22 protein-coding genes and 1 tRNA gene are annotated in these 23,395 nt (G+C 68.7%); 6 read left to right on the top strand and 17 right to left on the bottom strand.

Annotation, left to right across the window (positions count from 1 at the left end):
• Nucleotides 1-185 precede the first annotated feature (185 nt).
• The 4 genes from KXR53_RS09170 to KXR53_RS09155 all read right to left on the bottom strand — a co-directional run bounded on the left by KXR53_RS09170 (nt 186) and on the right by KXR53_RS09155 (nt 4,009).
• Complete coding sequence (locus KXR53_RS09170) at nt 186-1,064, bottom strand: glycine betaine ABC transporter substrate-binding protein (protein ID WP_437374815.1); 879 nt, start codon at nt 1,062-1,064, stop codon at nt 186-188.
• A gap of 62 nt (nt 1,065-1,126) precedes the next feature.
• Nucleotides 1,127-2,038: an ABC transporter permease gene (locus tag KXR53_RS09165; RefSeq protein ID WP_437374814.1), complete on the bottom strand. Its 912-nt coding sequence runs from the start codon at nt 2,036-2,038 to the stop codon at nt 1,127-1,129.
• A gap of 3 nt (nt 2,039-2,041) precedes the next feature.
• Nucleotides 2,042-3,283 carry a glycine betaine/L-proline ABC transporter ATP-binding protein ProV gene (proV, locus tag KXR53_RS09160; protein WP_437374813.1) on the bottom strand — a complete coding sequence of 414 codons (1,242 nt, stop codon included), beginning with the start codon at nt 3,281-3,283 and terminating at the stop codon, nt 2,042-2,044.
• A 306-nt stretch (nt 3,284-3,589) separates the two neighbouring features.
• The gene (locus KXR53_RS09155; protein WP_437374812.1) at nt 3,590-4,009 is read right to left on the bottom strand and encodes a hypothetical protein; all 420 of its coding nucleotides are present in this window, start codon (nt 4,007-4,009) and stop codon (nt 3,590-3,592) included.
• Nucleotides 4,010-4,289: 280 nt separating this feature from the next.
• Here KXR53_RS09155 and KXR53_RS09150 point away from each other — a divergent pair, with 280 nt between their 5' ends.
• The gene (locus KXR53_RS09150; protein WP_437374811.1) at nt 4,290-4,730 is read left to right on the top strand and encodes a cupin domain-containing protein; all 441 of its coding nucleotides are present in this window, start codon (nt 4,290-4,292) and stop codon (nt 4,728-4,730) included.
• A 23-nt stretch (nt 4,731-4,753) separates the two neighbouring features.
• On the opposite strand, the gene KXR53_RS09145 is transcribed toward KXR53_RS09150, so the two are convergent.
• Both KXR53_RS09145 and KXR53_RS09140 read right to left on the bottom strand, forming a co-directional pair.
• Nucleotides 4,754-5,926 carry an isovaleryl-CoA dehydrogenase gene (locus KXR53_RS09145; RefSeq protein ID WP_437374810.1) on the bottom strand — a complete coding sequence of 391 codons (1,173 nt, stop codon included), beginning with the start codon at nt 5,924-5,926 and terminating at the stop codon, nt 4,754-4,756.
• A gap of 176 nt (nt 5,927-6,102) precedes the next feature.
• Nucleotides 6,103-8,583: a calcium-binding protein gene (locus KXR53_RS09140; protein ID WP_437374809.1), complete on the bottom strand. Its 2,481-nt coding sequence runs from the start codon at nt 8,581-8,583 to the stop codon at nt 6,103-6,105.
• 705 nt (nt 8,584-9,288) lie between these two features.
• Between KXR53_RS09140 and KXR53_RS09135 the strand changes: the two genes are divergently transcribed.
• A complete protein-coding gene (locus KXR53_RS09135) occupies nt 9,289-9,570 on the top strand; it encodes a hypothetical protein (RefSeq protein WP_155888732.1) in 282 nt (93 codons plus the stop codon).
• A gap of 135 nt (nt 9,571-9,705) precedes the next feature.
• Here the strand turns inward: KXR53_RS09135 and mgtE are convergent, their stop codons facing one another.
• The 3 genes from mgtE to KXR53_RS09120 all read right to left on the bottom strand — a co-directional run bounded on the left by mgtE (nt 9,706) and on the right by KXR53_RS09120 (nt 13,654).
• The gene (mgtE, locus tag KXR53_RS09130) at nt 9,706-11,100 is read right to left on the bottom strand and encodes a magnesium transporter (protein ID WP_437374808.1); all 1,395 of its coding nucleotides are present in this window, start codon (nt 11,098-11,100) and stop codon (nt 9,706-9,708) included.
• 1 nt (nt 11,101) lies between these two features.
• The gene (locus tag KXR53_RS09125) at nt 11,102-13,438 is read right to left on the bottom strand and encodes an NADP-dependent malic enzyme (protein WP_437374807.1); all 2,337 of its coding nucleotides are present in this window, start codon (nt 13,436-13,438) and stop codon (nt 11,102-11,104) included.
• A gap of 129 nt (nt 13,439-13,567) precedes the next feature.
• Nucleotides 13,568-13,654: transfer RNA gene (locus tag KXR53_RS09120), tRNA-Leu, on the bottom strand.
• Nucleotides 13,655-13,741: 87 nt separating this feature from the next.
• On the opposite strand from KXR53_RS09120, the gene lipB reads away from it, so the two are divergent.
• Entirely contained in the window at nt 13,742-14,428 is a 687-nt protein-coding gene (lipB, locus tag KXR53_RS09115) for a lipoyl(octanoyl) transferase LipB (RefSeq protein WP_437374869.1), read from the top strand.
• A gap of 3 nt (nt 14,429-14,431) precedes the next feature.
• Here the strand turns inward: lipB and KXR53_RS09110 are convergent, their stop codons facing one another.
• Both KXR53_RS09110 and KXR53_RS09105 read right to left on the bottom strand, forming a co-directional pair.
• Nucleotides 14,432-14,734 (bottom strand): CcdB family protein, encoded by a 303-nt coding sequence (locus tag KXR53_RS09110; protein WP_437374806.1) that lies wholly within the window; start codon nt 14,732-14,734, stop codon nt 14,432-14,434.
• Nucleotides 14,734-15,228 (bottom strand): type II toxin-antitoxin system CcdA family antitoxin, encoded by a 495-nt coding sequence (locus KXR53_RS09105; RefSeq protein ID WP_437374805.1) that lies wholly within the window; start codon nt 15,226-15,228, stop codon nt 14,734-14,736. Before KXR53_RS09105 ends, KXR53_RS09110 begins: the two co-directional genes overlap by 1 nt.
• 42 nt (nt 15,229-15,270) lie before the next feature.
• Here KXR53_RS09105 and KXR53_RS09100 point away from each other — a divergent pair, with 42 nt between their 5' ends.
• Both KXR53_RS09100 and KXR53_RS09095 read left to right on the top strand, forming a co-directional pair.
• Complete coding sequence (locus tag KXR53_RS09100; protein ID WP_437374804.1) at nt 15,271-16,809, top strand: ATP-binding cassette domain-containing protein; 1,539 nt, start codon at nt 15,271-15,273, stop codon at nt 16,807-16,809.
• A 191-nt stretch (nt 16,810-17,000) separates the two neighbouring features.
• Complete coding sequence (locus KXR53_RS09095; RefSeq protein WP_437374803.1) at nt 17,001-18,572, top strand: methyltransferase regulatory domain-containing protein; 1,572 nt, start codon at nt 17,001-17,003, stop codon at nt 18,570-18,572.
• A gap of 14 nt (nt 18,573-18,586) precedes the next feature.
• On the opposite strand, the gene KXR53_RS09090 is transcribed toward KXR53_RS09095, so the two are convergent.
• From KXR53_RS09090 to KXR53_RS09065, 6 genes are all read right to left on the bottom strand, one after another.
• On the bottom strand, nt 18,587-18,991 hold the full coding sequence (locus tag KXR53_RS09090; RefSeq protein ID WP_437374802.1) for an NUDIX domain-containing protein: 405 nt from the start codon (nt 18,989-18,991) through the stop codon (nt 18,587-18,589).
• Nucleotides 18,988-19,275, bottom strand: a complete 288-nt coding sequence (locus tag KXR53_RS09085; RefSeq protein WP_437374801.1) for an acylphosphatase — start codon at nt 19,273-19,275, stop codon at nt 18,988-18,990. The genes KXR53_RS09090 and KXR53_RS09085 overlap by 4 nt, the downstream gene beginning before the upstream one ends.
• Nucleotides 19,272-19,754: a hypothetical protein gene (locus KXR53_RS09080; RefSeq protein WP_437374800.1), complete on the bottom strand. Its 483-nt coding sequence runs from the start codon at nt 19,752-19,754 to the stop codon at nt 19,272-19,274. Before KXR53_RS09080 ends, KXR53_RS09085 begins: the two co-directional genes overlap by 4 nt.
• Complete coding sequence (locus tag KXR53_RS09075; protein ID WP_437374799.1) at nt 19,751-20,062, bottom strand: hypothetical protein; 312 nt, start codon at nt 20,060-20,062, stop codon at nt 19,751-19,753. Before KXR53_RS09075 ends, KXR53_RS09080 begins: the two co-directional genes overlap by 4 nt.
• Nucleotides 20,063-20,077: 15 nt before the next feature.
• The gene (locus KXR53_RS09070; RefSeq protein WP_437374798.1) at nt 20,078-22,039 is read right to left on the bottom strand and encodes an acetyl-CoA carboxylase biotin carboxylase subunit; all 1,962 of its coding nucleotides are present in this window, start codon (nt 22,037-22,039) and stop codon (nt 20,078-20,080) included.
• Between the two features lie 85 nt (nt 22,040-22,124).
• On the bottom strand, nt 22,125-22,583 hold the full coding sequence (locus tag KXR53_RS09065; RefSeq protein ID WP_437374797.1) for an Lrp/AsnC family transcriptional regulator: 459 nt from the start codon (nt 22,581-22,583) through the stop codon (nt 22,125-22,127).
• A 107-nt stretch (nt 22,584-22,690) separates the two neighbouring features.
• Here KXR53_RS09065 and KXR53_RS09060 point away from each other — a divergent pair, with 107 nt between their 5' ends.
• A complete protein-coding gene (locus tag KXR53_RS09060) occupies nt 22,691-23,323 on the top strand; it encodes a LysE family translocator (protein WP_437374796.1) in 633 nt (210 codons plus the stop codon).
• The last annotated feature ends 72 nt before the right edge of the window (nt 23,324-23,395 follow it).

Raw genomic sequence — 23,395 nt, 5'->3', positions numbered from 1 at the left:
CTGTGATCGGCCGGAAAGCGATGGAGATCGCCGTATGAGTCCGGTCGCTCCCGGGTCTGTCTGCCGTCGGGGAGCCTCGGGATGGCGCCACCGCGAACCGTCCGTGCCATCCACAGGTTCGGCGTATCCGAACGGACGGCCCCGGGGAGGGCTCCCGGGGCGCGTCGCACGCGGATTGGGGAGCCTCAGGCGCCGCCGATCTCGCCGGTCAGCCAGTACTTCACCCGCGCCGGGTGATCGGCGATGTACTTCTCGACCGCCTGCTCGTAGGAGGTGTCCTGGGCGTCGGCCATCGCCGCCTCCAGCTCCTTCAGCGGCAGGTGCATGCGCATCAGGAACTCCGCCACTTCGGGATGGTCGGCCTGGAAGCCCTTGCGCGAGAGGACGTAGATCCGCTCGACCCCGCCCATCGCGCCTTCCGGATCGTCCAGATAGCGCAGATCATACTTGCCGAACATCCAGTGCGGGCTCCAGCCGGTCACGACGATCCACTCCTTCCGGCGGATCGCACGGTCGAGCGCCGCAACCATCGCCGCATCGCTGGCCGAGACCAGCTCGTAGTCGAGGCCGTAGGTGTCGATCGCCTCCTCCGACAGCCGCATCAGACCGGCGCCGGGATCGATGCCCTGGATCTTGCCGGCCAGCTTCTCCTGCACGTCGTCCTTGGCGAGGTCGGCGATCGAGGCGACCTGATCCTCGGGCACGTAGGACGGCACCACCCAGCCGAGCTTGGCGTCGGTGTAGAGGACGCCGAGCATGACCACGTCCTCGCCCACGCGCTTGAAGTAGTCGGCATGGGTCTGCGGCAGCCACGCCATCATCATGACGTCGATGTCGCCCTTGGCCACGCCCTGGTATTGCGGCGCGATATCGGTCTGCACCAGCTCCACGGGCGTCTTGTAGTTGTCGGTGATCAGCTTCTGGGCCAGCTTGGTGACGAACTCCGCATCGGACCAGGCCGTCCAGCCGATCTTGATCGGAGTCTGGTCCTGGGCGTTCGCCGGGAGGCCGAGGCCGGCGGTCAACGCCGCCGCCAGGGCCAGTCTCGCGAATGCCTTCAGCATGATATCTCCTTGTTCTCTGGGGTGGTTCGGTCGTCGGAACAGCCGGGGGGACAGCCGGGCCGTCAGCGGCCCACGGACGGCGCCGCGGTGCCGCCGCCTTCGGCCGGCGCCCGGCGGCTGCGGCTGAAGAGTGCCCGCAGGCCGCTGGAGGCTTTCGGGCCGCCGACGCTCTGGGTGATGCGGTCCAGGATGACGGCCAGGGCGACCACGGCGATGCCGCCCTCGAAGCCCAGCCCGACATCGAGTCGCTGGATGCCGGTCAGGACGGTGTTGCCCAGCCCGCCGGCGCCGATCATCGAGGCGATCACCACCATGGACAGCGCCAGCATCACCGTCTGGTTGACGCCGGCCATGATCGACGGCAGGGCATTCGGGATCTGCACCTTGAACAGCAACTGCCGGTCCGTGCAGCCGAAGGCCAGGCCCGCCTCGATGAATTCCTGGTCAACCTGCCGGATGCCGAGATCGGTCAGCCGCACCACCGGCGGCATCGAGAAGATCACGGTGGCGATCGTGCCCGGCACGGCGCCCAGGCCGAAGAACATGGCGGCCGGGATCAGATAGACGAAGGCCGGCATGGTCTGCATCAGATCGAGCACCGGCCGCGCCGCTGCCCGAACAAGGTTGCTGCGCGCCATGGCGATGCCGAGCGGGATGCCGACCGTCACGGCGAAGGCCGTCGCCGCGAGCACCAGCGACAGGGTCTCCATCGTCGACTTCCACAGCCCCATGCCCATGATCACGGCCAGCGCCGCCGCGGCGAACACGGCGAAGCGCCAGCCGACGCGCCAGAGGGCCAGCAGCACGATGATCAGAGCCCCCATCTCGGGGGGCAGGACCAGCAGCGCCGCCTTGATGCTGTCCGCGACGAACCCGATGGCGGCGGAGATGACGTCCAGCGCCGGCGCGAAATGGTCCAGCACGTAGTCGACGGCGGTGTTGGCGACGTCGTCGATTCCCAGATCGAATTCCATGGCTCAGCTCGTCCGGTCCAGGGCCATCAGCAGGGTGGCCTTCGTGATGGCGCCGTGATAGCGCCCGCCCTCCCCGACCACGGGCACCGGCCACCGGCTCTCCGCGACGCGGCCCAGCACCTGGGTCAGCGGCACATCCGGCGCGATCGGGGCGACGTCGGGCAGGAAAGCGCCATGACAGGGGTCCCTGGCGTCGCGGCGCAGGGCCGCGGTCAGCGATTCGACGCTCACCATCCCCTGGTAGCGCTTGGCCCGGTCGGTCACGACGGCGATCTCCCGATCGTGCCGTCGCAGCCGCTCCAGCGCCGCGTTCACGTTCACTCCCGGCCGCTCGATCAGGGTGATCTGGGTCTGCCGTGCGATGTCGCCCGCGGTGAAGACCTGGGTCACGTCGACGCCGCGGAAGAACGACCGCACATAGTCGTTGGCGGGCTTCATGACGATCTCTTCCGGCGTGCCGACCTGCACCACCACGCCATCCTGCATGATCGCGATCCGGTCGCCGATCCGCATCGCCTCGTCCAGGTCGTGGCTGACGAAGACGATCGTCCGGGAATGCTCGGCCTGCAGGCGCAGCAGTTCGTCCTGCATCTCGGCCCGGATCAGCGGGTCGAGAGCGGAGAAGGCCTCGTCCATGAGCAGGATGGTGGGTTCGGAGGCCAGCGCCCGGGCCAGCCCGACGCGCTGCTTCATCCCGCCCGACAGCTCGGATGGCAGGCTGTCGGCATAGCGGTCCAGTCCGACCGCGGCCAGCGCTTCCCTCGCCTTTCGATGCCGCTCCGCCTCGCCGACGCCGGCCACCTCGAGGCCGAAGGCGGTGTTGTCCAGCACAGTGCGCTTGGGCAGCAGGGCGAAGGTCTGGAACACCATGCTCATGTCGCGACGCCGCAGCGCGATGAGGTCGCGCTTCGACATCTGCGTCACATCCTGACCGTCGATCACGATGCGGCCGATCGTCGGCTCGATCAGGCGGTTGATCAGGCGCAGCAGGGTCGACTTGCCGGATCCGGACAGGCCCATGACGACGAAGATCTCGCCGTCACGGATCTCGAAGCGGGCGTCGTTCACCCCGACGGTGCAGCCCGTCCGGCTGCGGATCTCGCTCTTGTCCCGACCCGCCTCGACCAGGGGGATCGCCTCGGCGACACGCGACCCGAAGATCTTGTAGACGCCCTCGAGCGTAATCTTCGGCACAGCATCAGGCATGGCGCCGCCCTCGGCGACGGCGGCGCCCGACTCAGTCATTCCATCGATCATGCTGGGGTTCGTAAAGCATCATCCGGGAAAACGCAACCCGCCTATCAGAATTCTTTTAACTTTGAAAATATCTATTTAGGAACCTTGAATTCCACCGAGCTCCATTCCGAAATGAATACTAATTATTTTCGCAACTTGCCGACAGAATTGCTGCCCAAAGACGAAGAGCGTCCGAACCTCAACAACCAGAAGTCCGCAAATACGCGGCGCGGACGGATTTGACCAATCGGGATGGAGGTGGCCGTGCAGGCCCAGCGCCCAGCGGAGGTTTGGGCGCTGGGGTGGAATGCCGGGCTATCCGATCCTGAAGCCGGCCAGAACGCCGCTCACCAAGCCGGAAACTGTATCCTGCAGAGCATCGCGGCTGCCGGCCTTCGTGACATCGACGATCTGCTCGCCGAGCGTCCTGCCAGGCTGGGCAGAGTTCGGGACCTTTTGCAGTGCGGCAAGTCCTTGGACGGATAGTCTTACTTCGAGCGCCTCTGTGATCTCCTTCGGGCGGTCGTTGTAGTAATTCGCGACAGTCAGCAAGCCGCTCTGCTCAAGCCAGAAGATTGTGTTGTATGCCAGTTCCGTTCGCGGCGACTCTTCGTCGTCAAGAAGCCCGACATCATCAAGATCAATGTCGATCGGATTGGGGAAGGCCGCATACAGCAATGCGAAGATCTTTAGTGCGATAGTATTGAAGCGGTCGATGTGCAGATCAGCCGTCACTGTCTCGTTCTCTCCATCTGTAGCAACTCGACGTCCGCGATGAGACGACCTTCATCGCCCCCCACACGTGCGGCACGGGGAAGGGTATGAAGCTCGTCAGCGACATGCGGGACATTTGCGAGAACAATGCCGACGACGCCGCGCGCCGCCTGGACGAGCGCATCTTCGCGATACCGCCAGTCTAGTTCATCGACAAGCGGCCGTCACATCCGTAGCGGCTGCCTCGTCCTGTCTCCGGAGCGGCTCCGAATACGATCGGCCGCCGAGATGGAGAAGCAACATGACCTACGTTTCCAGGAAGATCGCCGCGGCGGCGGTCCTGGCCGGAACCCTGGCCCTCGGCTTCGCGGGCGGCCAGGCCTGGACGGCGGCCCGGGCGGCGGGACAGGGTGACACGGTCACGCCGCTGACAGCGCAGGCACTGGCCAACATCCCGGGCAAGTCGCTGACCGCTCTGACCGTCGACTACGCGCCCGGCGGCACCTCGCCGGCGCATCACCACCATGCCTCCGCGACGCTGTTCGCCTATGTCGTGTCGGGCGCCATCCGGTCGCAGGTCAATGGCGGCAAGACCGAGGTGTTCCGCGCCGGCCAGTTCTGGGTCGAGCCGCCCGGCTCCGCCCACCCGGTCAGCGAGAACGCCAGCGCGACCGAGCCGGCGCGGCTGGTGGTGGTCGCGGTCGGCGACACGGGCGCCACGCTGACGACCTACGACAAGTAAGTCGGCAGGCGGCCGGCTCAGCTCTACCCCTTCAGCCCGATCAGCTCGCGGCCGATCAGCATGCGCCGGATCTCGGAGGTGCCGGCGCCGATCTCGTAGAGCTTGGCGTCGCGCAGCAAGCGGCCGGTGGCGAATTCGTTGATGTAGCCATAGCCGCCGAGCGCCTGGATCGCCTGCAGCGCCATCCAGGTCGCCTTCTCGGCGGCGTAGAGGATGGCGCCGGCCGCGTCCTGCCGCGTCACCCGGCCCTGGTCGCAGGCGCGGCCGACCGCATAGACATAGGCGCGGCTGGCATTCAGCGCGACATACATGTCGGCGACCTTGGCCTGCATCAGCTGGAACTCGCCGATCGGCCGGCCGAACTGCCGGCGGTCGCGGACATAGGGCAGGACGATGTCGAGACAGGCCTGCATGATGCCGAGCGGGCCCGCCGACAACACCGCGCGCTCGTAGTCCAGGCCGCTCATCAGCACCCGCACGCCCTCGTCGACCCGGCCGAGCACGTTCTCCTCCGGCACCTCGCAATCCTGGAACACCAGCTCGCAGGTGTTGGAGCCGCGCATGCCGAGCTTGTCGAGCTTCTGCGCGGTGGAGAAGCCCTTGAAGCCCTTCTCGACCAGGAAGGCGGTGATGCCGCGCGGCCCCGCCCCCGGGTCGGTCTTGGCGTAGACCACCAGCGTGTCGGCGTCCGGCCCGTTGGTGATCCACATCTTGTTGCCGTTCAGGACGTAGCGGTCGCCCTTCTTCTCCGCCCGCAGCTTCATGCCGACGACGTCGGAGCCGGCCCCCGGCTCCGACATCGCCAGCGCGCCGACATGCTCGCCCGCGATCAGCTTCGGCAGATAGCGGCGCTTCTGCTCCTCGGTGCCGTTCAGCCGGATCTGGTTGACGCAGAGATTGGAATGGGCGCCGTAGGACAGGCCGACGGAAGCGGAGGCGCGGGAGATCTCCTCCATCGCCACCATGTGCTCGAGATAGCCCATGCCGGCGCCGCCATACTCCTCCTCGACCGTCACGCCGAGGACCCCGAGGTCGCCCATCTTCCGCCAGAGGTCCATCGGGAACGCGTTGTCGCGGTCGATCGCGGCGGCGCGCGGCGCGATCTCCGCCTCGGCGAAGCCGCGCACCGAATCGCGCAGCATGTCGGCGGTGTCGCCGAGCATGAAATCGAGGCCTTGCGGCTCATTGGGGATCATGGCGGGCGTCGCTCCCAGTCGCAGCGGTGTTTGGCCGCACTGTAGCAAAGCCGTCGCCGCAAAAGAAAAGCCGCGCGATGCCGAGACATCGCGCGGCTGCCCTCAGTGGCGGATCGGAGTCCCGGACGCCCGTGGGCCAAGCGTCCGGGCCGATCCCCCCAACCGGCCGAAGCCGATCAGAGCACGAAGTCGGACACGACCAGCGAGGCCGCACCCTTGACCTGGATCTCGAAGTCGGCACGGCCGTCGCCGTTGAGATCGCCGCTCAGGATCCCGCCCTGGAAGTGCAGCTGCCCGGCCACGCCGGTGAAGTTGGCCGACCCGATGAAGGTGAAGGCCTGGTCACCGGCGACCTTGGTGCTGGCGTCGATGAAGTGCAGGTCGATCTTGTCGCCCTGGCTGTGGTTGAAGTCGAGGATCACGTCCCGGCCGGCGCCGACCGTGGTGTGCGCGAACGACTGGAACCGGAAGCTGTCGGCGCCCGCGCCGCCGGTCAGGGTGTCGGTCCCCAGCCCGCCGTCGAGGACGTCGTTGCCCGCCTTGCCGTCGATGACGTCATTGCCGGCGAGGCCGGCGATGCCGTTGTTGGTCTCGTTGCCCCAGAGGGTGTTCCCCGCGGCGTTACCGACCGCCTGGGTGCCCGAGCCCTGCGCCAGCATCAGGTTCTCGACGTTGTCGGCCAGGGTCCAGCTCTTGGTCGAGACCACCCAATCGGTCCCGCCATTGGCCAGCTCCTGGGCCCGGTCGCCGAAATTGTCGACGTAGTAGATGTCGTTGCCGATGCCGCCGATCATGATGTCGGCGCCGGCGCCACCGACGATGGTATCGTTGCCGATGCCACCGGTGATGGTGTCGTTGCCGGCATCGCCATAGGCGGTGTCGTTGCCCGTGCCGCCGTCGATGCGGTCATCGCCGGCATTGCCGCGGATCCGGTCGTCGCCGAGATAGCCGTTCAGGATGTCGGCGTTGGCGCCGCCATTGACGGTGTCGTCCGAGCCGGTCGCATCGCCGACGACATTGGCCAGGGAGTTGGCGCCCAGGCCGACGACGTTCAGCACCGAGCCGAGCAGGCCGGTGACGACGTCGAGCGGACCGATGGCGCCCAGGCCGCTGATGTCGATGCTGAACACGGCGTCGCCGAGCGAGGACAGGACGGCGTCGAGCGCAGCCTCCAGGCTGACGCCGCCGCCGAGCAGGCTGCCCAGGATGCCGTCGAGGTCGATGATGCCGCCGAGACCGTCGCCACCCAGCAGGCCGCCGAGCACGCCCTCGACCGTCGCCAGGACGCCGCCGAGGATGGCCTCGACAGTCCCGCCGAGATTGCCGAGGTCGACGCCGCCGAGCGTGCCGCCCAGGATGTCGCCGCCCAGCAGGCCGTCGAGCAGGCCGGTGACGGTGCCGAGCAGGCCGCCCAGCAGGTCGCCGCCGAGCAGGTCGCCGCCGAGCAGGCCATCGAGCAGGCCGGTGACGGTGCCGAGGACGCCGCCCAGCAGGTCGTCGCCGCCGAGGACGCCGCCCAGCAGATCGTTCAGCGTGTCGGTGATGCCGCCGAGCAGGTCGCCGCCCAGCAGGTCGCCGCCGAGGACGCCGTCGAGCAGGCCGGTGACGGTGCCGAGCAGACCGCCCAGCAGGTCGCCGTCGAGGACGCCGCCCAGGATGTCGCCACCCAGCAGGCCGTTCAGCAGATCGCCGACCGAGCCGAGCAGGCCGCCGACCAGGTCACCGCCCAGCAGGTCGCCGCCGAGCAGGCCAGTGACGATGCCCTCGACCGCCCCGATCAGGCCGCCGAGCAGATCGTCGCCGCCGAGGAGGCCACCCAGCAGGCCGCCGAGCAGATCGTCGCCGCCGGTCAGGCCGCCGAGCAGGCCGTCGACCAGATCGAGCACGCCACCCAGCAGATCGCCGCCCAGCAGGTCGCCACCCAGCAGATCGCCGCCGAGGATGCCGCCGAGCAGGCCATTCACCGTCCCGAGCAGGCCGCCCAGCAGATCACCGCCCAGCAGGCCGTCGAGCAGGCCGCCGTCCAGCAGGTCGCCGCCGAGGACACCGTTCAGCAGGCCGCCCACCGTTCCGAGCACGCCGCCGAGCAGGTCGCCGTCCAGCAGGCCGCCGAGCAGGTCGCTGCCGCCCAGGATGCCGCCGAGCAGGCCGTTCGCCGTCTCGAGCACGCCGCCCAGGACGCCGCCGAGATCGGCGTTCAGGATGCCGCCCAGCACGTCGCCGCTGAGGATGTCGCCGAGCAGGCTGCCCACGGTCTCGAGCACGCCGCCGACGAGGCTGCCGAGCACGTCGGCATGCAGGATGCCGTCGAGCAGGTCCTCGACCGAGCCGAGCAGACCGCCGGTCAGATCCCCGCCGAGCGCACCGCCGAGCAGGCCGTTGAGCAACCCGTCAACCAGGCCGAAGACGCCGCCGAGGAGCCCTTCCGCATCGGAGCCGCCGAAGACCAGGCCGTCCAGGGAGCCCAGGACGCTCTTCACCGTGCCGATCACGCCGCTGAGAGCGTCATCGCCCAGGAGATTCCCAAGCAGACCGTCATCGCCAAGCAGCCCGCCAAGAAGGCCGTCGCTGCCAAGGAGGCCGCCGAGGAGACCGTCATTGCCCAGCAAGCCGCCGAGCAATCCGTCGTCCCCGAGCAGGCCGTCAAGAAGACCCATGTTATCCCTCCTCCAAGAAATCTTGCCAAGCCGACAGCCCGGCCGCCGCCCACTGGGCCAGCCAGCCGGCATTCAGGCAAAAAACGATAGGGCTGTCCATAGAAATTCTCGTTTTTTACTTTTCAATGACGAAATAGACGTATGGCTTTGGCGCTCGATAAATTCAATCACTCAGATGAGTTTCATAGTTTCTAGTTAAATGTTATTTTATTTCTGGCAGAATGCAATATTATTTCATGCGCGAGTTCGGATGCGGTCACCTGCTGCAAGGAACATGCCTTTGATCTGACAGGATCGAACGGCGGCCGGAGGCCGGCCCGGCGGCATCTCCGAATCGCGCCGCTCGGCCGAGCCGCAGAGCCCGCCCGGGTCGAAGCCCACCGAAACGAGGTCGTAAGGACGATTGACGGTGCTGCCGCGGAGACTGGATCTGCTCGTGCCATTTCTTGCGCTCGACCGCGAACGAAGCGCGGGCTGCGGCAACGATCGGCCGGAGATGAGACGAGCGAACGAAGCATTGGTCCGGGCCGCGACAACCGGAACGGCGTTTGGCGGTCGCATTGCCCCGACCGGCGGGATAGAATCGCATCGGTCCGTGAGAACGGCTGGACAGCGGCCGGGATCGCCTCGTACAACCCTGAGTATTCATGACGGGATATGCACTGCAATTGCGCAGTGGCCCCAGAGCCGATGAGGGAGGGCATATTGAGCGTTGAATCCACTGGTATTAGCGAAGCCGATCTGCGTGAGGCATTGAAGAAGCTGGCGGTGGCGAGCGATCTGCGCTTCGGCCAGGTGGTCGGGCTGGCGGCCGTGGTGGCGCTGCTGCCGGGCGTCGAGTCGATTCCCGTCGAAAAGGTCGAAGCGGTGGTCGAGCGGCTGACCCGCGGCGTGCCGGGCGGGCAGAACCTGAAGATCCCGGCGCTGAACATCGCCCGCAACGTCATCACCGCCGCCGCCGAGGCCAAGAGCTCCGGCACGGCTTGAGGTCAAAGAGCTTCTTTCTGTTCTGTCATTGCCGGGCTTGACCCGGCAATCAGAGGGTGTCGACGCCGTCTGGATGCCCGGGTCAAGCCCGGGCATGACAGAGGAGAAATCAGCAGGCCGCAGGTGCCGCGGCGGTCACAGCAGGATCAGCGCGGCCAGGCCGAGGAAGGCGAAGAAGCCGATCACATCGGTGACCGTGGTCAGGAACACGCCGCTGGACACCGCCGGATCGACCCCGAAGCGCTGCAGCGCCAGCGGGATCACCGTGCCCGAGAAGGCGGCGGCCAGCAGGTTGATCACCATCGCGGCGCCGATCACCAGCGCCAGGCGCGGATCGGCGAACCACAGCCACACCACCGTGCCGGTGATCGCCGCGAACAGGAGGCCGTTGACGGCGCCGACCAGCACCTCCTTCCACAGAATGCGGATTGCGTTGCGGTCGGTCAGCTCGCGCATCGCCAGCGCCCGCACCGCGACGGTCAGGGTCTGGGTGCCGGCATTGCCGCCCATCGAGGCGACGATCGGCATCAGCACGGCCAGCGCCACGACCTTGCTGATCGTGTCCTCGAACAGCCCGATCACCGCCGAGGCCAGCACCGCCGTCAGCAGGTTGACGAACAGCCATGAGAAGCGCGAGCGGATGGTGGCGGCGACGTCGCGGTAGAGGTCGCTCTGCTCGCCGATACCGCCGAGGCGGAAGATGTCCTCCTCCGCCTCCTCGTCGATCACGTCGACCACATCGTCGAGGGTGATGACGCCGAGCAGCTTGCCGTCCTTGTCCACCACCGGCGCCGAAACCATGCCGTAGCGCCGGAACAGCAGCGCCACCTCCTCCTGGTCCATGGTCGCCGGGATCGGGTGGATGTCCTCGAGCCCCAGCTCCGCCAGCTTGGCCGGGCGGCGGCCGCGCAGGAAGCGCGCCAGCGGCAGCTGGCCGCTCGGCCGGCCGTGCACGTCGACCAGGAACAGGCTGTAGAACTCGTCCGGCAGGTCCTCGGCGGTGCGCAGCCAATCGATGGTCTTGCCGACCGTCCAATAGTCCGGCACCGCCACCAGCTCGCGCTGCATCAGCCGGCCGGCGGAGTATTCCGGGAAGTCGAGCCCTTCAAGCAGGAGCCGCCGCTCCTCGGCCGGGACGTTGGCGAGGACCGCGTTGCGCTCGCCCTCGTCGAGGGTCTCGATCAGGGCCAGCGCGTCGTCGGAATCGAGCTCCTGCAGCGCCGCCGCAACATCCTGCGGCCCGAGCAGGTCGAGGACCTCCTGCCGGACATCCTCGTTCAGCCAGGCCAGCGCCTCGGCGTCGGTGGTGAGCTGGATCCGGATCAGCCCGACGACGACGCGGCGGTCGTCCGGGTGCAGCGCCTCGAGCAGCGCGGCCAGATCGGCGGAATGGAGCGGCGCCAGCCGTTCCTCCACCTCGGCGAGGCGATGGTCGTCAAGCGCCTCCTCGATCTCCTGCACGAAGCCGGGCGGCAGGCCGTATTCCTGGGGATCGGCCGTGGCCGCTTCGCCGCCTGGCGCCGCCGTCAACTCACACCGACAGGGCTTCGAGCGCCAGATGCGACGCCTGCCGGGCATGGGCGTCGATCGGGCAGACCGCCCCCGCCAGCTGGGCGTCGACCGTGGCGATCGCGGTGACGTTGACCAGGCCGCGCGCCGTCACCGACGGGGTCACGATATGGGCGGGGCGCGCGGCACCGAGCAGCAGCGGGCCGATCGAGATCGCCTCGCCCAGCACCTTCAGCATGTTGAAGGCGATGTTGGCGGCGTCGAGCGACGGCAGCACCAGGAGGTTGGCGCTGCCGGTCAGCTTGCTGTCCGGGAAGATGCGGTCGCGGATCTCCTGCGACAGCGCCGCGTCGGCGTGCATCTCGCCCTCGACCTCGAGGTCCGGCGCCTGCTCCCGGATCAGGGCCAGGGCGTGGCGCATCTTCACCGGCGACGGGCCGTCCATGGTGCCGAAATTGGAATGCGACAGCAGCGCCACCTTCGGCACGATGCCGAAGCGCTTGATCTCCTCCGCCGCCAGCAGCGTGGTCTCGGCGATCTGCTCCGGCGTCGGGTCGGGGGTGATGTAGGTGTCCGCCAGGAAGAAGGTGCCGCGCGGCAGCACCAGTGCGCTGAGCGCCGCCGGCGAGGCGACGCCGGGCCTGAGGCCGATGACGCTGAGCACGTCGCGCAGATGCGGCCGGTAGGGGCCGACGCTGCCGCAGATCATGGCGTCGGCCTCCTGCTTCTGCACCATCAGCGCCGCGATCACGGTCGCGTTGGTGCGCACCACCGTGCGGGCCACGTCGGGCGAGACGCCGCGCCGGGCCAGGAGCTGGTGGTACAGGCGCCAGTATTCGGTGTAGCGGGGGTCGCTCTCGGGATCGACCAGCTCGACGTCGCGGTCGAGCTTCAGCCGCAGGCCCAGCTTCTCGATCCGGCGCTCGACCACGCCGCGGCGGCCGATCAGGATCGGCCTGGCGAGCTGGTCGTCGAGCACGACCTGGACCGCGCGCAGCACGCGCTCGTCCTCGCCCTCGGCATAGGCGACGCGCTTGGGCTCCTGCTTCGCCATGGTGAACACCGGCCGCATGACCAGGCCGGAGCGGAACACGAACTCCTCCAGCTTGCCGACATAGACGTCGAAATCAGTGATCGGCCGGGTGGCGACGCCGGAGTCCATCGCCGCCCTGGCCACCGCCGGCGCGATCTTGATGATCAGCCGCGGGTCGAAGGGCTTCGGGATCAGGTAGTCGGGGCCGAAGCTGAGCTGCTGGTCGCCATAGGCGGTGGCGACGATGTCCGACCCCTCCTGCATCGCCAGGTCGGCGATGGCCTGCACCGCGGCGATCTTCATCGCCTCGTTGATCGCCGTGGCGCCGACGTCGAGCGCGCCGCGGAAGATGAAGGGGAAGCAGAGGACGTTGTTGACCTGGTTCGGATAGTCCGACCGGCCGGTGGCGATCACGGCATCCGGCCGCACCGCCTTCACCTCCTCCGGCATGATCTCCGGCGTCGGGTTGGCCAGCGCCATGATGATCGGCCGGTCGGCCATGCGCTGCACCATCTCCTGCGTCAGCACCCGCGGCGCCGACAGGCCGAGGAAGATGTCGGCGCCGCCGATCACCTCGGCCAGCGTCCGCGCCTCGGTCTTGCGGGCATAGCGCTGCTTCCGCGGGTCCATCAGCTCGGTGCGGCCTTCCCAGACCACGCCGGCGATGTCGGTGACCCAGATGTTCTCGATCGGCATGCCCATGTCGACCAGGAGGTCGAGGCAGGCCAGCGCCGCGGCGCCGGCGCCGGAGGCGACCAGCTTGACCGACTTCAGGTCCTTGCCGACGACGCGCAGACCGTTGGTGATGGCGGCGGCGACGATGATCGCGGTGCCGTGCTGGTCGTCGTGGAAGACCGGGATCTTCATCCGCGCCCGGGCTTTCGATTCGACTTCGAAGCACTCCGGCGCCTTGATGTCCTCAAGGTTGATGCCGCCGAAGGTCGGCTCCAGCGCGGCGATGATGTCGACCAGCTTGTCCGGGTCGGTCTCGTTGACCTCGATGTCGAAGACGTCGATGCCGGCGAACTTCTTGAACAGCACGCCCTTGCCCTCCATCACCGGCTTGGCGGCGAGCGGGCCGATATTGCCGAGGCCGAGCACGGCGGTGCCGTTCGAGATCACGGCGACGAGATTGCCGCGGCTGGTGACGCGCGACGCCTCCTGCGGGTCGGCGACGATCGCCTCGCAGGCCGCGGCGACGCCCGGGGAATAGGCCAGGGCCAGGTCGCGTTGCGTGGCCAGCGGCTTGGTCGGGGCCACCGCGATCTTTCCGGGGGTCGGCAGACGGTGGTAGTCGAGCGCGGCATCGCGCAGGTCGCTGGACATTCGCGGGATCCGGACAGCGTTACGGGTCGAGCCGTTATAGGCAGCGTTCCGCCCGGGCGAAAGAGCGGCGACGGGACACTGCACCTGAGAAACGCGAAAGGCCCGCCGGTGGGGCGGGCCTTGCGAGAATGGTGCGGTCGAGAAGACTCGAACTTCCACGGGGGTTAGCCCACAGCGACCTCAACGCTGCGCGTCTACCAATTCCGCCACGACCGCACGGCAGGCGTGCCCACGAGGGGCCTTGCCTTCCGAGGTGCGGGGGGATTAGCAGATCGCATGCGCCCGATCAAGCAGCCCGATGAGATGATCGCGATTCCGTCTCCCGCCGCCGCCGAAACCGCCGTTCCGGGCGGCCCGATCCGCCCCGCGCCCGACTGGCGCATCGACGACGGCGCCGTGCCCTATCCCGAGGCGCTGGCGGCGATGGAGGCCCGGGTGGCGGCGATTCGCGCCGGCACAGCGCCGGAGCTGGTGTGGCTGCTGGAGCACCCGTCGCTCTACACCGCCGGCACCAGCGCCCAGGACGGCGATCTCCTGATGCCCGACCGCTTCCCGGTCTACCGCACCGGTCGCGGCGGCCAGTACACCTATCACGGGCCGGGGCAGCGGGTCGGCTATGTCATGGTCGACCTGAAGCGGCGCAACCCCGACGTGCGCGCCTATGTGCACTCGCTGGAGGAATGGCTGATCCGCGCCCTGGCGCGGTTCCAGGTGAAGGGCGAGCGGCGCGAGGGCCGGGTCGGCATCTGGGTCGAGCGCGACGGCGTCGAGAAGAAGATCGCCGCGATCGGGGTGCGGGTGCGGCAGTGGGTGACCTTCCACGGCGTGGCGCTGAACGTCGACCCCGACCTGTCGCATTTCGCCGGCATCGTGCCCTGCGGCCTGGCCCAGTACGGCGTCACCTCGCTGGTCGATCTCGGCCTGCCGGTGACCATGGCAGATGTCGATCTGGCCCTGCGAGAGGCCTGGGACGAGGTGTTCGAGGGGTAGGCCTCAGAAGCCCTGGAACAGAAAGTCCAGGGCGTCGACGATCACCGAGTGCTGGTCGGCCAGCGAAGCGATGCGGTCACCAAGGCTGCCGACAGGTACCGAGGCCATCGCAGGCGTGGCAAGAATATAAGGCTGACCGGCAACGTTGAACACAGGCTGCAGCCGTTGCGCCGGCTTCATCTTGGTTCGAGCGACGGGAATGAGCGGCACGACCACGCAGGTGTCCAGATGGTCATGGAACTCCGATTGAACCTTCAGCGCGAGAGCCACATCGGATCCCGTGACGCGATGGACGTCGAAGCGCATCAGAATTGCCGGAATTTCGCGAAGGGCAGGCCCTCTTCCGCCACCCATTCATTGTAGCTTCGGATCGCCTCGGCATTCTGTTGCTTCCAGAGTTCACCTTCATACCGGCGCACCGCCTCGACGATCGCATCCTCGGCGATCCTGGAAATGTTCAGGCCATATTCCCTGGCACGGCGGGTCGCCTCGGCCGAGAGGCTGAGATTGGTCGCACGGCGCGGGGTGCGCTTTTCGTCGGTCGAGATCATGGCGACAGTATGCGCACTCACAGTGCGCATAGCAAGCCCGTCTGACTCGGCTAGGGACGTTCCTCCATGCCGATCACACCGCAATCGCCAATACTTCTCCAGAATCAATCCTTCCCGCTCGACCCGCTCGTTGTGGCTCCGGATCGCCTCGGCGTTCCGCTCCTTCCAGGCGGCCGCCTCCTCCCGGCGTCTGGCCTCATCGGCCTTGTCCTTCGGGTCACGATCTTTCGTCTTGTTCCGATCGGGCATCTGGTACCCTCCCCGGTCCGATCGCCGAATCCGAGTCCCATCATGCTCCTCCAGGCCGAAGCCATCACCCTCAAGATCGGCGGCCGGGCGCTGTTCCAGGACGCCAGCTTCGCCGTCCATCCCGACGACCGGATCGGCCTGGTCGGCGACAACGGCAGCGGCAAGTCGACGCTGATCCAGGCGCTGCTGGGCGAGATCGAGCTGGACCGCGGCCGCATCGTGCGCCGGCGCGGCCTCCTGATCGGCCATGTGCCGCAGGCGGTGCCGGCCGGGATCCTGCCCCTGACGCTGCACGAGGCGATGGTGCGAGCCCTGCCCGAGGCCACGCGCGACGACCAGGCGTGGCGCGCCGATGTGGTGCTGGACGAGCTGGGGATCGAACCGGAGCTTTGGCATGCGCAGACGGTCGCTGAGCTGTCCGGCGGCTGGCAGCGCCTCCTGCTGGTGGCGCGGGCGACGCTGGCCGACCCGGACCTGCTGATCCTGGACGAACCGAGCAACCACCTCGATGTCGGCAAGGTGATGCGGCTGGAGCGCTGGCTGACCGAGCATCTGCGCCTGCCCTTCATCCTGGTGTCGCACGACCGCGAGTTCCTGGACCGGGTGACCGACCGCACCATCATCCTTCGCGGCGACCGGGTGCGGACCTACGGCACCTCCTTCTCGCAGGCGCGGCAGGAGCTGATCCGCGAGGATCTGGCGGCGCTGCAGCAGGCCGAGCGCGATGAGAAGGAGGTCGAGCGGCTGGAGCGCGCGGCCAAGCGGCTGGCGATCTGGTCTAACCTCAAGGGGCACAACCCGGACATGGCCCGGCGCGCCAAGGCGGTCGCGGCCCGGGCCGAGCAGCAGCGGGCGCGCGCCACGGTGGCGCATCGCGAGGCGCGGCGGGACATCAATCTCGACACCGGCGCGGTCCAACGCGAGACGCTGGTGCGGCTGAAAGACCATGTCGTGCGCACCGAATCCGGGCGCGAGCTGCTGCGCATCGAGCAGGAATTCATCCGCCGCGGCGACCGCATCGCCCTTCTCGGCCTGAACGGCACCGGCAAGTCGCATCTGATCCGCGACCTGATGGCGGCGATCACCCGGGCGGCGGCGGGCGACGCGCCGATCGGCCAGTCGATCACCGCCAACCCGCAGCTGCGGCCCGGCTATCTCGACCAGCACCTGTCGGACCTGCCGCGGCAGATGCCGGTCAACCGGGCGCTGCAGGCGGCCTCGACCCTGCGCGATTCCGAGCTGGTGCGGGAGCTGCACAACATCGGCATCCCGATCGAGAAGCAGGCGACGCCGATCGCCAATCTCAGCTACGGCGAGCAGCTGCGCGTCACCTTCCTGCTGCTGCGGCTGCGCCAGCCCAACATCTACCTGCTGGACGAGCCGACCAACCATCTCGACATCGCCGGGCGCGAGCGGCTGGAGGACCTGCTGTCGCGCGACGACACGACCTGCGTCTTCGTCACCCATGACCGGCGCATGCTGCGCGGCATCGGCACGCGCTATCTGGAGATCCGCAACCGGCGGCTGGTCGAGGTCGACGGGCCGGACGAGTTCCTGGAACGGGCGGCGGCCGCAACCTGAAGCGGCCGGGAACATTCCGGCCGCACCCTCGCTTATGGCGCATCCGCGGCTAGGAAAGCTCTCCGACCTGCTGTTAGGATAGATCATTTCAAGGGGCGACCATCCTTTCGGACGGGCCACCGAAACGGCTGCCAGCCTGAGCCTGGCCCGCGAGGAACCAAAGCGGGCGATTTCGAGCCGACGGAGCGCGCATGTCCGATATCATCGATCAGATCAGGGACGCCTATGACACGGTCCCGTATGACTCCCATTCCTTCCCGACCACGTCCCCCGACCACCTCGAGACGGTCGCGCATCTCTTCGGCCTGTCGGCCCCGAGGGTCGCGACCAGCCGGGTGCTGGAGCTGGGTTGCGCGTCCGGCGGCAACATCCTGCCGCTTGCGCTCCTGTATCCGGAGAGCCGTGTGGTCGGCATCGACCTGTCGCCCGTCCAGATCGACGCGGGCCGGCGAGCCGCCGCCGAGCTCGGTCTGAACAACATCGAGCTGCACCAGGGCGATCTGAGCGAGATCGCCCCGACACTCGGGGTTTTCGACTACATCATCTGCCACGGCGTCTACAGCTGGGTGCCGCCGGAGGTGCGGGAGGCGATCCTTCGTGTCTGCCGCGAGAACCTCGCCCCCGATGGCATCGCCTACGTCAGCTACAACTGCTATCCTGGCTGGAAGGCGAAGGAGGTCGTGCGCGACGCCATGATCCTGCGCGGCCGCCATGCGGGGTCGAAAGAACAGCCGCTTGCCTACGCCCGGGGGATGATCGATTTCCTCTCCGGCGTCACCGACCCCAACAGCCTGATGGGCCGCATCGTGGCCGAGCAGAGCGGCGTCCTGAAATCGTTCCACGAATCATACCTCCAGCACGAGTTCCTCGAGCTCTACAACTCGCCTTGCTATTTCGGGGACTTCGTCGCGGCGGCGGAGAAGACTGGGCTGGCCTATCTCGGCGATGCGGTGCCTGCGTCGATGTTCGCCGCCAATTTCGGCGAATCCGTCGCCGGCCCGCTGCTGCGGGAATGCGGCGACAGCCAGATCCGGCTCGAGCAATATCTCGATTTCGTCAGCAACCGGACGTTTCGCCAGACCCTTCTGGTCCATGCCGATCGGGCCGGGGATATCCGCTACCGCCTCGACGGTGAGCGGCTGCGGGCGCTCCATGTCGCCGCCTTCCTTCCTCCCCAGGGAGACGCCGTGCTGGACGATGCGCCGCGGCCCTACGGCCCGCCGAGCCTCCGTCCTGTGATACTGCCGCAGCGATCGGTCAAGGCAGCGGCGGCGGCGCTGACGGCGGCCTGGCCGGGGACGCTGGATTTCCGGTCGCTGATGGCAGCGGTCGAGGCCGCCCTGCCCGGGGAGATGCCGGCCGAAGCCGAAGCCGAGGTGACCGACCTCGTCGAATTGCTGGTGATGCTCGATCGCGGGAAGGTCCGGCTGAGCCCGGTGGCCAAGCCCGGGCCGGCGTTTGCGGTGCCGGAGGCGTGGCGGCGCTATGCGGCGTGCACGGAGAAGGCGGGGATGGCCCGGATCACCAACGCCTGGCACGAGTCGGTCGTTCTCGACGTGGTGGAACGCTGCCTGATGGCGCATCTCGACGGAACGCAGGGCGAAGAGGACCTGATCGAGCGGCTCGTCGAATGCGTCGCGAAGGGCGATCTGTCCTTCAGGCTTGCCGACCGGACGGTGAGCAACCCGGACGACATCCGGCGCTGCGCCAGGGAGCACCTCGACCGGGTCATGGCTCAGTTTCCCCTGCGTTTCGTGTTCTGACGTATTGGCGAGGTCTAGGCCGACCTCGCCGCCTCCATCGCCACCCGGGTGGCCAGGGTCAGCGGCTGCGGCAGGGCGTCGAGGGCGAACCAGCCGATCGCGGCCAGGGCCGCCGGCTCGCGGTTCGCCGGCTCGCCCACGGCGATGGCGGCGCGGTACACCGGCGCCACCCAATGGCTGCCGGCCGCGCGGTCGATCTGGTCGACGAGGCAGAGCAGCCCGTCGAGCCGGAGCACGACGCCGAGCTCCTCCTCGATCTCGCGCAGCACCGCCGCCTCGACCGTCTCGCCGAAATCGACCTTGCCGCCGGGAAGGCCCCAATGCCCGGCCTCCGGCTCCCGCCGCCGCTGCACCAGCAGCAGCCGGCCTTCCGCGTCCCGGATAAAGGCGCCGACGCCGAGCCGCGGGGTCCCGGTCACAGCGTCGGCCACTGCGCGAAGCCGGGGTGGTCCGGCGGCTCCGCCTCGACTGCCTGCACCCGGTCGACCAGGGCCGGCCCCGGTCCGCGATGGCAGACAGCGACCACCTGGTCGACCGCATAGGGCCGGCCGGACAGCAGCGCCTCGACCGAGCCATCACGGCGGTTGCGCACCCAGCCGTCCAGCCCGGCGGCCGCGGCCTGGCCGGCGAGCCAGGCGCGGTAGCCGACGCCCTGGACCCGGCCGGTGATACGCAGCGACAGCGTCTTGCGATCCCCGCTCATTCCTCCTCCTCCGGCTCCTCCGGCAGCGCGCCGCCGTAGAGCGCGGCGGCGACCAGACGGACGGCGAAGCGCGCCTCGGCCTCCAGCCGCTCCGCCTCGAACCAGTGCATGTCGACCGTCAGCGTCGGCGGGTCGGAGACGTGCAGCGCCCGGTTGCGGGCCCGGCGCAGCGCGTCGAAGCGCTCGTCCAGCCCGGCCTCGGCGAACAGCGTCCCGGCATTGAGATAGGGATCGACCGCGCGGCCGGAAGCGATCGCCTGCTCGCGCAGATGGGCCTCTATGACGGCAACGGCGAGGATCACGGTCGCGATCCAGGCGCCGGCGCCGAACACGGTCTCGAGCTCGACCAGCAGCGCCTGGGTGTGGTCGCCGACCGCCACGGCCAGGCCGGGGCGGCCGCCAGCCCCGCGGCCGGCCATGACGTCGGCGAACCAGCGGGCGCGGGCTTCGGTCTCGTCGCCGGAGCCTCGTCCCGTCACTGGGCGAAGATCTCCTCGCATTTGCGCAGGTCGCCCTCGATCCGCGTCTTCTCCGCGCTCGGTGGCCGGTTCGGACCGGCCAGGTCCTTGATCCGGGTACAATAGTCGGCCCAGGCCCCCAGCGCCTGGTCATCGACCCGGATCATGAAGGGGTCGGTCGGGCCGGGCGGCGGGTGCAGGTCGTCGTCCCGCATCTGGGCGATCGGCGGCGGCGGCCCCGGATTCTCCGGCGGGGTGAGGCCATCGCCGCAGCCGGCCAGGAGCAGCAGGGCCAGCGGCGGCAGCAGACGAGCGATTCGGTTCGGCATGGCGTTCTCCCGGCCTCAGGCCGCTGCGAATTCCAGGATCTTCTGGTCGACCGCCAGGCTGTCGCCCGGCATGGCATGCAGGGCCTCGACAACGCCGTCGCGCTCCGCCCGCAGGATATTCTCCATCTTCATCGCCTCGACCACTGCCAGCTCCTGCCCGGCGCGCACCGGCTCGCCCGGGGCGACCGCGACCGAGACCAGCAGGCCCGGCATCGGCGACAGCAGGAAACGCGACATGTCGGGCGGTGCCTTCACCGGCATCAGCTCGGCCAAAGCCGCGGCGCGCGGCGTCAGCAGCACCAGGTCGGCCTCGCCGCCCGCATGGGTCAGGCGCAGGCCCACCGGACGTCGGTCGACCTGCGCCACCAAGCGATCCCCGTCCACCGTGCCGTCGAACAGCATCTCGCCCGGCCGCCAGCGATCCTGGATGGCGAAGGGTCGGCCGTCCAGGGTGACGTTCCAGCCGTCCGCCGCCTCCTCCACCGTCACCGGCCGGTTCTGGCGGCCGGCGCGCAGCACCCAGTCGCGCGGCCCTGCCGCGGCGCCGCGCAGAGCCTGGCGGTGCAAGAGCGCGGCGCCGACGGCGGCCACACGGTCGGCCGCTTCTCCAGCCGGAGCGGTGCCGTGGAAGCCGTCGGGGAACTCCTCGGCGATGAAGCGGGTGGTCAGCCGCCCCTCGACAAAGCGCGGATGGTGCATCAGCGCCGCCAGGAACGGGATATTGTGATTGACGCCGCGGATCACGAAACCGTCGAGGGCGCTGCGGATCGAGGCGATAGCGGCGGTCCGGTCGGCGCCGATGCCGATCAACTTGGCGATCATCGGGTCGTAATGCATCGAGATCTCGCCGCCTTCCTCGACCCCGGTGTCGACCCGCACCCCGGGCCCCTCCTCCGGCGCGCGGTAGCGGGTCAGCCGGCCGATCGAGGGCAGGAAGCCGCGCAGCGGATCCTCGGCATAGACCCGGGCCTCGATCGCCCAGCCCTGCAGCCGGACATCCTCCTGCCGGAACGGCAGAGGCTCCCCGGCCGCGATGCGGATCATCAGCTCGACCAGGTCGAGGCCGGTCACCGCCTCGGTCACCGGATGCTCGACCTGAAGCCTTGTGTTCATCTCCAGGAAATAGAAGGAGCGATCGGCGCCGACGATGAACTCGACCGTGCCGGCGGAGCGGTAGCCGACGGCCCGGGCCAGGGCGCAGGCCTGCTCGCCCATCGCCCGCCGGGTGGCCTCGTCCAAAACGGGTGACGGCGCCTCCTCGATCACTTTCTGGTGCCGGCGCTGGATCGAGCATTCGCGCTCGCCGAGATAGACGGTGTTGCCGTGCGCGTCGGCCAGCACCTGGATCTCGATATGCCGCGGCTCCTCGATGAACTTCTCGGCGAAGACCCGGTCGTCGCCGAAGGCGGAGCGCGCCTCGTTGCGGGCGGAGCGGAAGCCCTCGCGCGCCTCGACGTCGTTGCCGGCGACGCGCATGCCCTTGCCGCCGCCGCCGGCCGAAGCCTTCAGCATCACCGGATAGCCGATGCGGCGGCAGACCGCGACCGCCTCCTCCTCATCGGCGATCGGCGCCAGATGGCCGGGCACGGTCGAGACGCCGGCGGCCTGGGCCAGCTTCTTCGATTCGATCTTGTCGCCCATCGCCTCGATGGCGCCGACGCCCGGCCCGATGAAGGCGATGCCCGCCGCTTCCAGCGCCGCGCAGAAGCGCGAATTCTCGGACAGGAAGCCGTAGCCGGGATGCACCGCCTGGGCGCCGGTGGCGCGGCAGGCTTCGACGATGCGGTCGATCACCAGATAGGACTGGGCCGATGGCGCCGGGCCGATCGGCACCGCCTCGTCGGCCAGGCGGACATGCACCGCGTCGGCATCGGCCTCGGAATAGACGGCTACGGTCTTGATGCCCATGCGCCGCGCGGTCCGGATGACGCGGCAGGCGATCTCACCGCGATTGGCGATCAGGATCTTTTCGAACATCGTCCCTTCAGAGGCGGTCGGGCCTGGCTGGAAGATTGCGGCGCAGCCATGCCGCGCCGCAACAGGAAAGCGGTGCGGCTCCCGATCAGTCCCCGGCGGGCGGCAGCACGCGGCTGGCGACCGGCGAGGACAGGATCAGCGAGGAGGTGGTCGCGCCGAAGGCGGCGAGGCGCAGCAGGATTTCGTCGAGATGCTGGATCGACCGGGCCACCACCTTGAAGACATAGGCGTCCTCGCCTGCGACCTCATGGCACTCCACCACCTCGGGCACGGCGCGGGCGAAGGCCTCGACGGCCGGGAACGTCTCCGCCCGGCAGCGCAGGCGGACGAAGGCGGAGAGGCCGTAGCCGAGGCGGGCGCGATCGATCTCGGCCCGGAAGCTCTTGATCACGCCCTGATCCTCCAGTCGCTTCACCCGCTCGGCCACCGCCGGCGGCGACAGGCCGACCAGACGGCCCAGCTCGGCATAGCTGGCCCGGGCGTTCTCCTGCAATGCCAGCACGAGGGTACGACCGATGGCATCGAGGCGGTGTTTCGCGTCCATCCGAATCGCCCCCGTTGGTTTCGATCTCGCATTGGTTTAATCGAAGGGCCGGCGAACCACCATTCGCGATCGCTTCACCGTGACACGAGGCCGGCGACACCCCCGTGATGCTCGATCCCTTCCTGTTCGCCAAAGGCGTCGCGCTCGGTATCGCCATTGCCGCGCCGGTCGGCCCTATCGGCGTCCTCTGCATCCGCCGGACGCTGATCCACGGTCCCCGCTTCGGCATCCTGACCGGCGTCGGCGCCGCCTTCGCGGACGGGCTGTTCGGCCTGATCGCCGCCTTCGGCATGGTGGCGCTGAGCGCCTGGCTGATCACGCTGAAGGACGCGCTGCACCTGATCGGCGGCACCGTGCTGTTCGTGTTGGCCATCCGCACCCTGCTGCATGCCGGCCATATCGAGCGCGACCCGGAGACCGGGCGGACCGAGGGCAGCGAGATCACGGCGGTCGCCACCGCCTTCCTGCTCACCCTTAGCAACCCGATGACGATCCTGACCTTCGCCACCGCCTTCACCGCGGTCGGGCTGGCGGAGACGCTGTCCTTCGCCTCCGGCCTGATCCTGGTCGCCGGCGTGCTGCTCGGCTCCGTCTCCTGGTTCACGACGCTGAGCTTTGTCGTCTCCGCCACCGGCGGCCGCCTGACCCCGCGGACACTCCTGTGGATCGACCGCGTCGCGGGCGTGCTGCTGCTGGTATTCGCGGCCTATATGTTCCTGGCGCTGTATCTCCGCTGGTAGCCGCATCTGCGCTGGTAACCGCTTCGCTGCGTTGTGCCGGATTGACAAGCCGCGCCGCTCTGGCCGAGTGTG

Source organism: Inquilinus limosus (genome assembly GCF_051487185.1).
Classification (GTDB): domain Bacteria; phylum Pseudomonadota; class Alphaproteobacteria; order DSM-16000; family Inquilinaceae; genus Inquilinus; species Inquilinus limosus_F.
This window is presented reverse-complemented; position numbering and strand designations above follow the sequence as displayed.

What these genes read in the sequence shown, in the direction of transcription:
- KXR53_RS09145 (WP_437374810.1), bottom strand. Translation starts at nt 5,926, where the DNA reads ATGATCCCCAATGAGCCGCAAGGCCTCGATTTCATGCTCGGCGACACC.
- KXR53_RS09075 (WP_437374799.1), bottom strand. Translation starts at nt 20,062, where the DNA reads ATGCCGAACCGAATCGCTCGTCTGCTGCCGCCGCTGGCCCTGCTGCTC.
- KXR53_RS09150 (WP_437374811.1), top strand. Translation starts at nt 4,290, where the DNA reads ATGACCTACGTTTCCAGGAAGATCGCCGCGGCGGCGGTCCTGGCCGGA.
- KXR53_RS09100 (WP_437374804.1), top strand. Translation starts at nt 15,271, where the DNA reads ATGCTCCTCCAGGCCGAAGCCATCACCCTCAAGATCGGCGGCCGGGCG.
- KXR53_RS09165 (WP_437374814.1), bottom strand. Translation starts at nt 2,038, where the DNA reads ATGGAATTCGATCTGGGAATCGACGACGTCGCCAACACCGCCGTCGAC.
- lipB (WP_437374869.1), top strand. Translation starts at nt 13,742, where the DNA reads ATGATCGCGATTCCGTCTCCCGCCGCCGCCGAAACCGCCGTTCCGGGC.
- proV (WP_437374813.1), bottom strand. Translation starts at nt 3,283, where the DNA reads ATGACTGAGTCGGGCGCCGCCGTCGCCGAGGGCGGCGCCATGCCTGAT.
- KXR53_RS09170 (WP_437374815.1), bottom strand. Translation starts at nt 1,064, where the DNA reads ATGCTGAAGGCATTCGCGAGACTGGCCCTGGCGGCGGCGTTGACCGCC.
- KXR53_RS09140 (WP_437374809.1), bottom strand. Translation starts at nt 8,583, where the DNA reads ATGGGTCTTCTTGACGGCCTGCTCGGGGACGACGGATTGCTCGGCGGC.
- KXR53_RS09125 (WP_437374807.1), bottom strand. Translation starts at nt 13,438, where the DNA reads ATGTCCAGCGACCTGCGCGATGCCGCGCTCGACTACCACCGTCTGCCG.
- KXR53_RS09105 (WP_437374805.1), bottom strand. Translation starts at nt 15,228, where the DNA reads ATGCCCGATCGGAACAAGACGAAAGATCGTGACCCGAAGGACAAGGCC.
- KXR53_RS09095 (WP_437374803.1), top strand. Translation starts at nt 17,001, where the DNA reads ATGTCCGATATCATCGATCAGATCAGGGACGCCTATGACACGGTCCCG.
- KXR53_RS09070 (WP_437374798.1), bottom strand. Translation starts at nt 22,039, where the DNA reads ATGTTCGAAAAGATCCTGATCGCCAATCGCGGTGAGATCGCCTGCCGC.
- KXR53_RS09065 (WP_437374797.1), bottom strand. Translation starts at nt 22,583, where the DNA reads ATGGACGCGAAACACCGCCTCGATGCCATCGGTCGTACCCTCGTGCTG.
- KXR53_RS09060 (WP_437374796.1), top strand. Translation starts at nt 22,691, where the DNA reads ATGCTCGATCCCTTCCTGTTCGCCAAAGGCGTCGCGCTCGGTATCGCC.
- KXR53_RS09110 (WP_437374806.1), bottom strand. Translation starts at nt 14,734, where the DNA reads ATGCGCTTCGACGTCCATCGCGTCACGGGATCCGATGTGGCTCTCGCG.
- KXR53_RS09085 (WP_437374801.1), bottom strand. Translation starts at nt 19,275, where the DNA reads ATGAGCGGGGATCGCAAGACGCTGTCGCTGCGTATCACCGGCCGGGTC.